The sequence below is a fragment of the Paenibacillus sp. GYB003 genome (genome assembly GCF_036577625.1).
Taxonomy (GTDB): Bacteria; Bacillota; Bacilli; order Paenibacillales; family NBRC-103111; genus Paenibacillus_AB.
Window position 1 is genome coordinate 227,661 of sequence record NZ_JARBDC010000005.1, and the last position, 12,921, is coordinate 240,581.

Annotated in this window: 11 protein-coding genes; 2 read left to right on the plus strand and 9 right to left on the minus strand. The window is 59.7% G+C overall.

Translation table 11 applies throughout. The features are described from left to right. Positions 1-145: 145 nt before the first annotated feature. A complete protein-coding gene (locus tag PV407_RS04490; RefSeq protein ID WP_332088672.1) occupies positions 146-2,458 on the minus strand; it encodes an ATP-dependent DNA helicase in 2,313 nt (770 codons plus the stop codon). 151 nt (positions 2,459-2,609) lie between these two features. Between PV407_RS04490 and PV407_RS04495 the strand changes: the two genes are divergently transcribed. Next, the gene (locus PV407_RS04495; RefSeq protein ID WP_332088673.1) at positions 2,610-3,974 is read left to right on the plus strand and encodes a TrkH family potassium uptake protein; all 1,365 of its coding nucleotides are present in this window, start codon (positions 2,610-2,612) and stop codon (positions 3,972-3,974) included. A gap of 163 nt (positions 3,975-4,137) precedes the next feature. Then, positions 4,138-4,599: a DUF2269 family protein gene (locus tag PV407_RS04500; protein ID WP_332088674.1), complete on the plus strand. Its 462-nt coding sequence runs from the start codon at positions 4,138-4,140 to the stop codon at positions 4,597-4,599. A gap of 73 nt (positions 4,600-4,672) precedes the next feature. On the opposite strand, the gene PV407_RS04505 is transcribed toward PV407_RS04500, so the two are convergent. The 8 genes from PV407_RS04505 to PV407_RS04540 all read right to left on the minus strand — a co-directional run bounded on the left by PV407_RS04505 (position 4,673) and on the right by PV407_RS04540 (position 12,776). After that, on the minus strand, positions 4,673-5,527 hold the full coding sequence (locus PV407_RS04505) for a MetQ/NlpA family ABC transporter substrate-binding protein (RefSeq protein WP_332088675.1): 855 nt from the start codon (positions 5,525-5,527) through the stop codon (positions 4,673-4,675). Between the two features lie 50 nt (positions 5,528-5,577). Beyond that, positions 5,578-6,243 (minus strand): methionine ABC transporter permease, encoded by a 666-nt coding sequence (locus tag PV407_RS04510; RefSeq protein ID WP_332088676.1) that lies wholly within the window; start codon positions 6,241-6,243, stop codon positions 5,578-5,580. Next, positions 6,233-7,252 carry a methionine ABC transporter ATP-binding protein gene (locus PV407_RS04515; protein ID WP_332088677.1) on the minus strand — a complete coding sequence of 340 codons (1,020 nt, stop codon included), beginning with the start codon at positions 7,250-7,252 and terminating at the stop codon, positions 6,233-6,235. The genes PV407_RS04510 and PV407_RS04515 overlap by 11 nt, the downstream gene beginning before the upstream one ends. A gap of 182 nt (positions 7,253-7,434) precedes the next feature. Next, the gene (locus PV407_RS04520; protein WP_332088678.1) at positions 7,435-8,157 is read right to left on the minus strand and encodes an amino acid ABC transporter ATP-binding protein; all 723 of its coding nucleotides are present in this window, start codon (positions 8,155-8,157) and stop codon (positions 7,435-7,437) included. Then, positions 8,150-9,640 (minus strand): ABC transporter substrate-binding protein/permease, encoded by a 1,491-nt coding sequence (locus PV407_RS04525; RefSeq protein WP_332088679.1) that lies wholly within the window; start codon positions 9,638-9,640, stop codon positions 8,150-8,152. Before PV407_RS04525 ends, PV407_RS04520 begins: the two co-directional genes overlap by 8 nt. Before the next feature lie 143 nt (positions 9,641-9,783). After that, on the minus strand, positions 9,784-10,707 hold the full coding sequence (locus PV407_RS04530) for an aminoglycoside phosphotransferase family protein (protein WP_332088680.1): 924 nt from the start codon (positions 10,705-10,707) through the stop codon (positions 9,784-9,786). 140 nt (positions 10,708-10,847) lie between these two features. Next, a complete protein-coding gene (aguB, locus tag PV407_RS04535) occupies positions 10,848-11,723 on the minus strand; it encodes an N-carbamoylputrescine amidase (RefSeq protein ID WP_332088681.1) in 876 nt (291 codons plus the stop codon). A 24-nt stretch (positions 11,724-11,747) separates the two neighbouring features. After that, the gene (locus PV407_RS04540) at positions 11,748-12,776 is read right to left on the minus strand and encodes an agmatine deiminase family protein (RefSeq protein ID WP_332088682.1); all 1,029 of its coding nucleotides are present in this window, start codon (positions 12,774-12,776) and stop codon (positions 11,748-11,750) included. Positions 12,777-12,921 lie beyond the last annotated feature (145 nt).

Sequence of the window (12,921 nt, forward strand, 5' to 3'; positions counted from 1 at the left end):
GTCAACCCCGACGTCCGTCGTCGAGGTCGATGAGTCCGGTTATCGCCTTGCCGGAAAGCCTCATGCCATTTTCCGGATTTCCCGTTTCCTGCGCTTTAAACGGGATACCCTCATTCCGGTTACCCTTCCCCAAGTGCAGCCGGCTTCAGCGCATCGTCGTCACCGGCTTCCATTCCTCCGGCAGCAGCGCGTAATAGTCCGGCTGCATAAACCGGTCGTCGACGAGCACGAGCGTCCCGCTGTCGCTTTCGGTGCGGATGAGCCGCCCGCCGGCTTGCAGCACTTTGTTCATGCCCGGAAACTTGTACGCGTAATCGAAGCCGTTTCGGCCCGTATCGTCGAAATACCGCCGGATCAGCTCCCGCTCCCCGCCGAATTGCGGCAATCCGACGCCGACGATGACGACGCCGGTCAGCCGGTCGCCGGCCAAATCGATCCCTTCCGCAAACACGCCTCCCATGACGGCGAAGCCGACGATCGTCTTCTCCGCCCCGGCGCGAAACGCCGCCAGAAACGAATCGCGCTCCTCCTCGGACATGCCGGCCTGCTGCACGAGCGCCTCCCCGTCCCAGCCGGCGCCGAGAAACAGCTCGGCGACCTCGTTCATATAATCGTACGAGGGGAAAAAGACCAAATAATTGCCCGGCCGCTCGTCCGTCACCCGGCGCAGCATCGCCGCGATCCGCGCCTTCGACCTCCCGCGGTCGCGGTAGCGCGTCGACACCGGCAGCAGCAGCACGTCGAGCTGCTCGCTGCGGAACGGCGACGGAATCGCCGTCGCGTAGTCGTCCTCGTCTCCGCCGAGCGTATCGCGGTAATACGGGATCGGAGACAGCGTCGCCGAAAAATAAACGAGCGAGCGGTACCCTTTGCCCATCAGTCGCAGCATGCCCGAAGGATCGACGCACAGCAGCTTGATCCGCACGTCGCTCCGCTCGACCTGGACGTAGACGAGGCTTCGTTCGTCGAAGCTTTCCGCGGTCCGGATAAAATGCTGAACCGTATAGTACATATCCGTAAGCAGCTGGCGGTCGGCCGCCGCATCGCCGGCCAGCAGCGCCGCCTCCGCCGCCGACGCGAACGATTCGAGCAGCGGCACGAGAGCGGGAGGAATCGCTTCGAGCACGATCAATCCGCCGCCGCCTTCTCCGCAGCTTTTCCGAAGCGCGATAAACGCCTCGTTGACCGCCTTCGCCGCTTCGTGCAGCGTGCGGCTCCCGCTTCCCGCCTTCGTCTGCCGCTTCAGCTCGAGGAACGGCGCTTTCGTCAGCTCGCCGGAATACATCTCCCTCGCCCGGTCGACCAGGTTGTGCGCTTCGTCGACCAGCACCGCCGTATGGCGCTTTTCCTCCTCGAACAGCCGCTTCAAGGAGACTCGCGGATCGAAGACGTAGTTATAGTCGCACACGACCGCATCGGCCTCGTAGGCCGCATCGAGCGAAAATTCGAACGGGCACACCCGGTGCTTGCGGGCGTACGCCTCGATCACGTCCCGGGTGATCGCCGTTTCCCGGGACCACAAATCGTACAGCGCCGCGTTGATCCGGTCGTAATAACCGTCCGCGTATTCGCAGTACAGCTTCTCGCACCGCGTCTCTTCCTTGAAGCATATTTTCTCCTTCGCCGTAATCGTGACCGATCTCAGGCAAAGCCCGCTTGCGCGCATGAGCGCGAGCGCATCCTCCGCGGCGGCACGGGTCGTCGTCTTGGCGGTCGTATAGAAAAAGCGGCGCAGCAGCTTTTCCCCGATCGCCTTCACCGCCGGAAACAGCGTCGAAATCGTCTTGCCCGTCCCGGTCGGCGCCCGCGCGAACAGCCGCTTCCGGTCGGCGATCGATTTGTACACCGCGCCGGCGAAATGCCGCTGGCCCTGCCGGTACGAAGGGAACGGAAACGGCAGCTCCCTGATGCCGGCTTCCCGGTCCCGGGCATAGGCCAGCCGCTGCCTCGCGTGCGGATCGTACGCCTTGACGAGCATTCGGACGAACGCGTCCAGCTCGCCCCGGGTCAGCATCCGTTCGAACGACTTGCGCTCCTCCGTTTGCCGATGAACGTAGGTCAGCCGAACGCGCATCCGCTCCAGCTTCTCGGCTTTGGCGTACAAATAGGCGTAGCATTGCGCCTGCGCCCAGTGGACGGGGTGCGACTGCTCCGTGAGGAGCGTCACGCTTCCCCCGGTCGATTTGATTTCTTCCACGGTCGCAACGCCGTCGCCGGCTTCATCGAACAGCAAGCCGTCGCAGCGGCCGTCGATCCGGTACACGATGCCTTCGTATTCGACGTCGCCCCGGACGTACGCCTCCTTCAAGTCGGTTTCCTTGTACGTTTGCTGGATCGCCCGGTGCGCTTTCGTTCCTTCCGCGAGCGTGGCGCCGGTGCGAAAGCCGGCATCGATGCTGCCCCCGCGAAACACGTATTCCGCGAGCGAACGCACCGATACTTCTACGAGATCGGACATGGTCCTTTTTCACCTGCCGTTACGGGTTTCCCGCATGAATGGAACATTCGTTCGTTTTCCGATTATACCACACTCCTCCCCAAACACCTTTACTTTTCCGTTCGCGACCGATAGAATAGATCGCAAACAAACGATACGGGGTTATTTCGATATGTTCGGTCAATTTCATAAAAAATTGAAACGGTTTCGGCCCAATCCGCCGCAAGTGCTGGCGTTCGGGTTTATCGTCATGATCGCGGCCGGCTCCGTTCTGCTTTCGCTGCCGGTTTCGTCTTCCAGCCGGACGGCGATGCCGTTTTTGGACGCGCTGTTTATGGCGACCTCGGCCACTTGCGTGACGGGGCTTTCCTTTTACAACATCGGCGAGCATTTTTCCTTGTTCGGCCAGCTCGTGCTGCTGCTGCTCGTGCAAATCGGCGGGCTCGGCTTCATGACCGTCGCGACGCTCGCCGCGCTCGTATTCCGCCGGCGAATATCGTTCCGCGAGCGGCTCATTTTGCAGGAGGCGATGAACCAGGCGACGACGGAAGGCATCGTGCGGCTGATTCAAAAGGTGCTGCTGTACGCTCTCGTCATCGAGGCGGTCGGCGCGGTCGTGCTCGCGGTCCGCTGGATGTTCGAAATGCCCTTGGGGCAGGCGCTGTACTTCGGGATGTTTCACAGCATTTCCACGTTCAACAACGCCGGCTTCGACTTATTCGGCATGTTTCCCGACCGCCGCGCCAGCCTGATGCATTACGTGGACGATCCGGTCGTCAATGCGGTGACGATCGTGCTCATTATTTTGGGCGGCATCGGATTTATCGTCATCTCCGACCTGCTCTCGTATCCGAAGCAGAAGAAACTGACGCTGCACAGCAAAGTCGTGCTGACCGTGTCGGCCGCTTTGATCGTCGTCGGAACGCTCGTCATTTTCCTGTTCGAGCTGACGAACCCGCACACGCTGCATCCGCTCTCGCCGTTCGGGAAAATATTCGGCGCGATGTTCCAATCGGTCACGGCCCGTTCGGCCGGATTGAGCACGCTCGACATCGAATCGCTGCGGCAGGCGACGCAGTTTTTCATCATCCTGCTCATGTTCGTCGGAGCGGCTCCCGGCTCGTCCGGCGGCGGCATCAAGGTGACGACGTTCGCCATCCTGATCGGGGCGATGGTCGCGATGGTCCGGGGGAAGGAAGACATCGTCATGTTCCGCTACCGGATTGCCAAAGACCGGATTTACAAGGCGATCACGTTCACGCTGCTGTCGTTTTTTCTGATCGTACTGGCGGCCATGGTGCTTTCGACTACCGAAGATTATCCGTTTCTCGGCATCCTTTTCGAAGTAACGTCCGCTTACGCCACGACCGGCATGTCGATGGGATTGACATCGCAATTGACGACCCCCGGCAAAATCGTCATTATGCTGCTCATGTTTATCGGCCGGCTCGGTCCGGTGACGCTCGCCTTTACGCTTACGTCGAAAGCGGAGAAAGAGCTGTTCCGGTACCCGGAAGGAAAAATCACGATCGGCTGACCTCGCCGGCCCCTTGGCCGTGTGCGGTCCGGCCTACGACTCCCGCCAGGCGTTTGGCGGGATTTTCGTTTCGGTATTTACAAACCGCCGGTCGGTTTATATAATAAGATCAAAGAGAGGCGATCCGCGCAAGCGTTCCGCCATGAGAGAGGACGTGTAACCGATGAGCTTGCTTCTGTTCGTTCATATTTTCGGCGCTTTTCTGTTTCTGGGCAATATCGTGACGGCCGCCTTTTGGAAAATACGGGCCGACGTCACGGGCAACCCGGTCGTCATTCATCGCGCCGCCCAAAACGTGATGATCGCCGACTATGCCTTCACGCTGCCCGGCCTCGTCCTGCTGACCGTCTCGGGAATCGGGATGGCCGTCCGCACGGGCGCGCTCCAGTCCGGCTTCAATTGGCTCGCCCTGTCGCTCGTCCTGTTCGCCGTCACCGGCGCGCTCTGGCTCGGCATCCTGATCCCGCTGCAGCGGAGCATGATCCGCCACAGCAAGCAGTCGATCGAAGCCGGCGCGGTCACGGAGCCGTATCGCCGGGCGTCGCGGTATTGGGCCGTATTCGGCACGATTACGACGCTGCTTCCCGTCGTCATTTTGTACTTCATGGTCGCCAAAAGCTTTTGAGCCGAACCGCACGCCTTGCACGTACCACATAAAAAAAGCTGCCGAGCGCATCGGCAGCTTTCAACTTCCTTCTTTACTTCCCCGTCATCCATTGCGGCTTCGAGAACCCTTTGAACTGCTCGTCGATCGTCTTCTCGAACTCGTCCGATTGCACCGCTTCCTTCAAATCTTTGGCGAACTGGCTGTCCTTGTCCGCCGTTTTGATCGCGATGACGTTGCGGTAGTTTTCCGCCATTTCCTCCAGCTTGAGCGCCTTCGTCAAGTCCATTCCGGCCGCGAGCGCGAAGTTGCCGGGCACGACCGCAAGCGCGGTGCTGTCCAGCGTGCGGGGCAGCGAGGCGGCTTCCACCGGCTTGAACTGCAAGCTTTTCGGATTGTCCACGATATCTTTCTCGGACAGCGTGGCCGCGTTGACGTCCTTCTTGACCGTGATGAGACCCATGCTTTGCAGCATGAGCAGCGACCGGGCCAGGTTGGACGGGTCGTTCGCGATCGTCAGCAGGCTGCCGTTCTCGATCGAATCGAGCGTCTTGAATTTGTTCGAATAGAGCCCCATCGGCGCGGTCGGGACGCTGATCACTTCCTGGATGTCCAGCTTGTTGTCGGTCGCGAATTGCTTCAAATACAAAATATGCTGGAACAGGTTGGCGTCGATCGAGCCGTTCGCCAGCGCTTTGTTCGGCTGCACGTAATCGTTAAACTCGACCAGCTCGACTTTATACCCTTTCTTCTCGAGCAGCGGCTTGATCGCCTTCGTTACCATATCGCTGTACGGACCGGCCGTCGCCCCGAATTTGATCGTCTTCTTCTCGCCGCCGCCGGCGGCACCGGACGAACCGGCGCTCCCTCCCGTTTGGTTGCCCCCGCAGGCGGCAAGCAGCACGAGCAGCGCCGTCAGCATGGCGAACAGCGAAACTGTTTTTCTCATACGGTTCCTACTCCCTTTCTGTCTGTACAAGCTGCAGTCGTGTATATGAATCAACGCTTATCGACTTTTCGCGCGGCCCAGTCCCCGAACCACTGAATGAGCTGGACCATCACGATCAGCACGATAACCGTCGTAAACAAAACTTCGTTGTTGTACCGGTAATACCCGAAGCGGATCGCCAAATCGCCGATGCCGCCGCCGCCCACGGTTCCCGCCATCGCGGAAAAGCCGAGCAGGCTGATCGCCGTAATCGTCAGTCCGGAAATGATGCCGGGTTTGGCTTCCGGCAGCAGCACCTCGCGAATGATGAGCCACGGCTTCGCGCCCGCGGCGACCGCCGCTTCGATGACGCCTTTGTTCACTTCGCGCAGCGACGCTTCGACCAGGCGGGCGTAAAACGGAATCGCCGCCACCGACAGCGGCACCGACGCCGCGGTCGGGCCGATCGTCGTGCCCAGGATCCACTGCGTGAACGGCAGCAGCAGGACGAGCAGGATCAAAAACGGAATCGAGCGGACGATATTGGCGAGCAAGCCGAGCGCCGCGTTCAGCGTGCGATTTTCCACGAACAGGCCTTTGCCGCTGACGAACAGCAAAATGCCGATCGGGATGCCGAGCGCGATCGAGATCGCCAGCGAGATGCCGACCATGTACAGCGTTTCATAAAACGCTTTGAGCATATCCGGCAGCAGCTCGAGCAGGGAACTAACCGACATTCGACATCACCTCCACGCCGCAGCCGCGCCCGGTCAAAAAGCGGACAGCCTCGTCGATTTCGCCGGTATGGCCGGTCACTTCCATAATGAACGTGCCCAAAGGCTTATCCCCGATATATTCGATCCTGCCGTGCAAAATGTTCGCCCGAATGCCGCCGGCTTTGAGCAGCTCGTCGATGACCGGCTGCTCGGCGACCTCGTCGCGAAACAGCACCTTCAGCACCTTGCCCGCCGGGTCGAGCTTGTCCCACAGCTTCTGCGGCAGCTTGAACTCCAGCGCGTTGCGGATAAACTGCTGCGTCAGCGGCTGAACCGGGTCGGCGAAGACGGAATAGACGTCCCCCTCCTCGATCACTCGGCCGCTCTGCATGATCGCCACGCGGTGGCACAAATCTTTGACGACCTCCATCTCGTGCGTAATGAGCACGATCGTCAAGCCGAGCTCGCGGTTGATCTGCTTCAGCAGCGCGAGAATCGATTGGGTCGTCGTCGGGTCGAGCGCCGACGTCGGCTCGTCGCACAGCAGCACTTGCGGCTCGTTTGCAAGCGCCCGCGCGATGCCGACCCGCTGCTTCTGGCCTCCGCTCAGCTGCGCCGGATATTGGTCCGCTTTGTCGGCCAGTCCGACGAGGCCGAGCAGCTCGTTCACCCGGCCCGCTATGGCCGCTTTCGGCGTTTCCGCCGCTTTCAGGGCGAAGGCGACGTTGTCGAAAACGGTTTTGCTGCTGATCAGATGAAAATGCTGAAAAATCATGCCGATTTTTTGGCGGGCGAGCCGCAGCTCGTTTTTCGACAAGCTCGTCAGCTCGACGCCGTTCACCAGCACGCGGCCCGAGGTCGGCTTCTCCAGCAGATTGATGCACCGCAGCACAGAGCTTTTGCCGGCGCCGCTGTAGCCGACGATGCCGAAAATTTCCCCTTGGCGGATATGCAGGTTCACGCGGTCGACGGCGACGACGCTTCCTTTTTTCGTATCGTAACGTTTATATAAATCAACGAGTCGGATCAACGGTGTCCCTCCAAACGAAATGCCGTAACGTCGTTTGTTGTTCGAATTCGTCGAAAATAGTCGAATAAAATAAATCATAGCGGTTTGGTCGGAATATGTCAAAGGCAGTATTTTCCTTCGCGCGTTTCGGCCGCGACAATGCGCAGCCCCCGGAACCGGATTCCGAGGGCTGCGTCGACGCTCTATAAAACCTGATCCAGAAAGCGGGCGGCGCGCTCGCTTTCCGGCCGGGCGAAAAACCGTTCCGGAGTCGCCCGCTCGACGAGCGTCCCTTGATCGAGGAAATAAATCGTATTCGCCGCTTCTCTCGCGAATTTCATCTCATGGGTGACGATCAGCATCGTCATGCCGCTGTCCGCGAGTCCGCGAATCACGCTTAGCACTTCTTTGACCATTTCCGGATCGAGCGCCGACGTCGGCTCGTCGAACAGCATAACGTCCGGCTCCATCGCCAGGCTGCGCGCTATGGCGACGCGCTGCTTCTGCCCGCCCGACAGCCGGGACGGGTAGCTGTCCGCTTTATCCGCGAGCCCGACCTGCGCGAGCAGCTCGCGCGCCTTGACCCGGGCGGCTTCCACGGACATCTTCTTCACCTCGACGGGCGCGAACGTAATGTTGTCGAGCACGGTCATGTGCGGAAACAGGTGAAAATGCTGAAACACCATGCCGATCCGCCCGCGAATGCGAGCGACTTCGGTTTTCGGATTCGTCAGCTCGATCCCGTCGATGGCGATCGTTCCCGACGTCGGCGTTTCCAGCAGGTTGAGGCAGCGCAGAAACGTCGACTTGCCGGAGCCGGAAGGGCCGATCAAGGCGACGACCTCCCCTTTTTCGACCCGGGTCGTAATGCCGCGAAGCACCTGCTGTTTGCCGTACGATTTCGTCAAGTCCGTTACGTCAATCACTGCGGCGCAGCCTCCTTTCCAGCATGCGGGCCAACGATGTCAGCACGAGCACGAGCACGTAATAGATCGCGGCGACGAGCAGCAGCGCTTCGAAGGCGCGGAAGGTGCTCGCCCGCACGACGTCGGCGCGGCGCATCAATTCGGTTACGCCGATGACGGAGACGAGCGAAGACTCCTTGAGCAGCGCCACGAACTCGTTCACCAGCGCCGGCAAAATATGGCGAAGCGCCTGCGGAAATATGATGCGCGTCATCATTTTCCGGTACGGGACGCCGAGGGCGATGGCGGCTTCGCGCTGCCCTTTGTCGACCGCCATAATGCCGCCGCGAATCGTCTCCGACAAATAAGCCGCCGAATTGAGGCCGAACGCCAGCCCGGCCGCCAGCAGGGCGGGAATATCGTAGCCGAGCAGCTGCGGCGTCGCATAGTAGATCAAGGTCAGCTGCACGAGCAGCGGCGTTCCGCGAAATACGGACGTATAGGCGGTGGCGAACCACTGCAGCGGCTTGACGCCGGATATTTTGAACAGGGAAAGGATCGCTCCCCAGCATAGTCCGAGCAGGGCGGAGACGAGCGTGAACAGCAGCGTTACATAGACGCCCTTGAGGATATAAGGCACGTATCCGTTCAATACGCGGAAATCGATATTCAAACCGGCCGGACGTTCGGTCGGGGCCGCATCTTTCTGATCGAACCATTTCGCGACGATTTGCTGCAGCCGGCCGTCTTCTTTCATCTGGCCGAGCACTCGGTTGAATTCGTCGACCAGTTCGCTCTGCTTCGGAAACGCGATCGCGTAGCCGTTATCCTTCTCCGCGGCGGGCAGGTAGCTTAAAGCCAGGCCGGGGTTCGCGCGAACCATTTCGATCGCGACCGCATCCTCGACGATCGCGGCGTCCATCCGCCCGGAGTTCAGCTCTTGAACGAGGTCCGATATTTTATTGAGCTTCTTCAGCTTCGCGCCCTCGAGCGTCTCCGCGAACTGCTCCTGAACCGAGCCGAGCTGCGCCCCGACCAGCTTGCCGGACAGCTGCCCCGCCGTTTCATAAGCCGCCTCCTTGCGGGAGACGATCGTATTGCGGGCGGTATAGTAGCCGTCGGAAAACGTTACGCTCTGCCTGCGTTCTTCGGTTGCCGACATGCCGGACATGACAAAATCGACCCGTCCCGATTGGAGGGCGGCGATCAGTCCGTTAAAGTCCATGCTTGCGATCTCCAGCTCGTAACCGAGCTCGGCCGTTATCGTCTTGGCGATATCGATATCCATCCCGACGATGTCGCCGCTTCCTTTCGCATCCACGCTTTCGTACGGAGGATAGTCCGGCGAAGTGCCCATCACGAGCTTCTTGGCCGCCTTGGCCGGCTCGTTCGCCGCCTGGACGGCTTCGGTTCGCATAAACGGCGCGGCCGGTCCGAACAGCAGCAGGAGAAGCGCGAAGACCAGGAGCGGGACGAACGCCATGTTCATGTTCCTGTTCATCATGATGTCCTCTTTCTCTGAGCTGTGAAGTTCAAATGAACATAAGTCCCAGTATAAGCGAATCGCGGCGGGATGTGAACAAAAGGAGCGCCGTACGGGCGCTCCAAATGTTTCCACGGTCTGCTGTTCGACCTGCCTTACTATCGCTACCCGGCGTTCAAAATGGCTTCCGCGAATGCGACATCCCGCACGAGCTTCGGGTATTCCCCCGGGGCCGGTCCGTCTTCGGCGCTCCAACATACGCCCATCGCCGTTTCCACGAACACGCACTGCCTCAATATCGAATCCGGGATTTGCAGATGATTCTCCAATATGGCGATAACTTTGTTGATTTTTTCGTATAACTCCGGAGTGATTTCATCTTCGAACTCATTCAATATGAACCGCGGAACGTCGAACACGGGATCGCCGATGACGCCTTTGGGATCGATAATGACATACTCCCCGCCGGCGCCCAGCAAAATGTTGTCATGGTGAAAATCGCCGTGAAGCAGCATCCGCCGCGAATATTCGGCCGAAACCGACAAGCAGATGTCGTGCGCTTTCTTCATATACGCATACAGTTCCCGGCAATCGGTCCGCTTGCTCATGTGATCCGTAATGCTGCCGACCCAACCGGCGTAGGTCGGGTAAAGCTCGGCATCGGCGGGCGGCTCGTGCAGGCCGTTGTAGAGGGAGCTGAATACGGCCATTCGTTTTTCCAGAGAAGTCTCGTCCCTTAGCGGCCGGCCCGGCTGCACCCGCTCTTCGAGGATTACGCCGTTTGCAAGGTCCGCGTCGAACAGTTTGCAAAATCGTCTGCCGTTATATTGACGCAGCGTATAGAATTCCGTGGAAGCGCCTCCGGAGGAAGAACCGCCGATTTTAAGCACCGCGTCTCCGAACCGGTCGGAACGGCACGTTAAGACCAGGTTGGCGGAATAAGAAGGAATAAGCTGAAACGAAGTCAATGCCCATTTGTCGGCATACGTTTCGATGTCCCTCGACGCTTTTTCGTAAAAAGCTTGGCCGAAGCGGCCCGTAATGCCGTCGATTTCATCTTGCTTGAAGCGGTATCGCTTGTCCGTCACGGTTACGACCTCCATTCCCCGAACGCGTCGGGAACGGCTTTTTACTGCTATTGTACTCGATACCCGGTATGTAACAACGGATTGTTTTACTTTAAAAGAAAAGGACGCCCGCGAGAGCGCCCTTGCCGATCGTTTCGCTGTTACAGCTTCAAATCGCCGTCGTACGTAGCGATCGCTTTATACAGCTCCGGCCGGCGGTCGCGGAAAATGCCCCATTCGATCCGCTGCGTCTCCAGCTGATCGAGATCGAATTCGGCGACGAGCACCGCCTGCTCCGTCCGGCCCGCCTCCGCGACCATGTTCCCTTGCGGCCCGGCGATGAACGACGAGCCGTAAAAGTGGATCGTCGAGTCTTCGTCCCGCTCTTCCCCGATCCGGTTCGAAGCGACGACCGGCATCAAGTTTTGCGCGGCATGTCCCCGCATGCACATTTGCCAATGATCCTTCGAGTCGATCGAGCTGTCCTGCGGCTCCGAGCCGATCGCCGTCGGGTAAAACAGCAGCTCCGCGCCCATCAGCGCCATGCAGCGGGCCGCTTCCGGGTACCATTGATCCCAGCAAACGCCTACCCCGATTTTTGCATAGCGGGTTTTCCAAACCTTGAAGCCCGTATCGCCGGGATTGAAGTAAAACTTCTCCTCGTAGCCCGGACCGTCGGGAATGTGGCTTTTGCGGTATTTGCCCAGCACTTCTCCGTCCGCGTCGATGACGGCGAGCGAGTTGTAGCGGGCGTAATTTTTTTTCTCGTAGAAGCTGATCGGCAGAACGACGTTCAGCTCTTTCGCGACCGCGCGGAAATGGTTGACCGCCTTGTTATGCTCCATCTCCGTCGCGTACACGTAGTAGTCCGACTTTTCTTTCTGGCAAAAGTACGGCGTTTCGAACAGCTCCTGCAGCAAAATGATTTGCGCGCCTTCCGCGGCGGCTTGTCTGACGAGCGCGTCCGCCTTGCTTATATTTTCGTCGATATTGTCCGAGCAGCTCATCTGCGTTGCGGCCACTTTGACGTTTCTCATCGCTATCGCTCCTCTCTTGTTTGCTTATCCGCGCGCCGGCATTTGCTGGGTCGTGCAGTGGACGTTGCCGCCCTCGCGAATGATCGCCATCCCGTCGACGGTGCGGATGCGCCGCTCCGGATACAGCGCCTGCAGCGTTTGCTCCGCGAGCCGGTCCGTACGGGCCGCCGCTCCGCCGAATACCGGCAGGATGATGCCCCCGTTGACGAAATAAAAGTTCAAATAGCTGAGCGTAAGCCGGCTGTCTTCGTATGTCGCCATGGGCGGCTGCTCGATCGGAACGACTTCCAGCTTGCGGCCTTTGGCGTCGGTCGCCTCCGCGAGAACCCGCAAGTTTTCCTGCGTGATCGCGTAGTTGTCGTCCTCCGGATCGCTGCATACCTGCATAAGCACTTTGCCGGGAGCGGCGAAGCAGGCGATGTTGTCGACGTGGCCGTCCGTTTCGTCCCCGCTGAGCCCCCGCTTTAGCCAAATGACTTTGCTTACGTTCAAGTACCGTTTCAGCGCGTCTTCGATCTGCTCCCGCGTCATGTCCGGGTTGCGGTTCGGGTTGAGCAGGCATTCCTCCGTCGTCAGCAGCGTCCCTTCCCCGTCGACGTGGAGCGAGCCGCCTTCCATGACGAGCGGCGCGTCGAACCGCTCGACGCCGTAATGCTCGAGCACTTTGGGGGCGACCGCGTCGTCCAAATCCCACGGCGCGTATTTGCCGCCCCACGCGTTAAACCGCCAGTTGATGCCGGCCACGCCGCCGCCTTCGCGCACGACGAACGTCGGCCCGTTATCGCGGAACCACGCGTCGTTATGCGGAATCGTCAGCACGTCGACGCTCGTCCCGGCGAAACGGCCGCGAATGCGCTCCGCATCGTCCGGATTGGCGATGACGGTAACCGGCTCGAACTCGGCGATCGCTTCGGCGATTTGCGCATAGCCTTCGGCTACCCGCTCGTAGTGGTCCGGATAAACCATCGACTGCCGGACCGGCCAGGACAGAAACGTGCGCTCGTGCTTGGCCCATTCGGCCGGCATCGAGTATTGCATATCGGTAGGGTACATGAAGCTATATCTCCCTTTATCGTATGTTGAAGGACAATCTTTAAACATCATATACGAAATCGGTCTCGACCTCAACGCAAGAAACCTGCCAATCCGTCGGGCGGGACGGCAAAAAGCCGCCCTGCGCGGCGCATGGCGGAAGGAC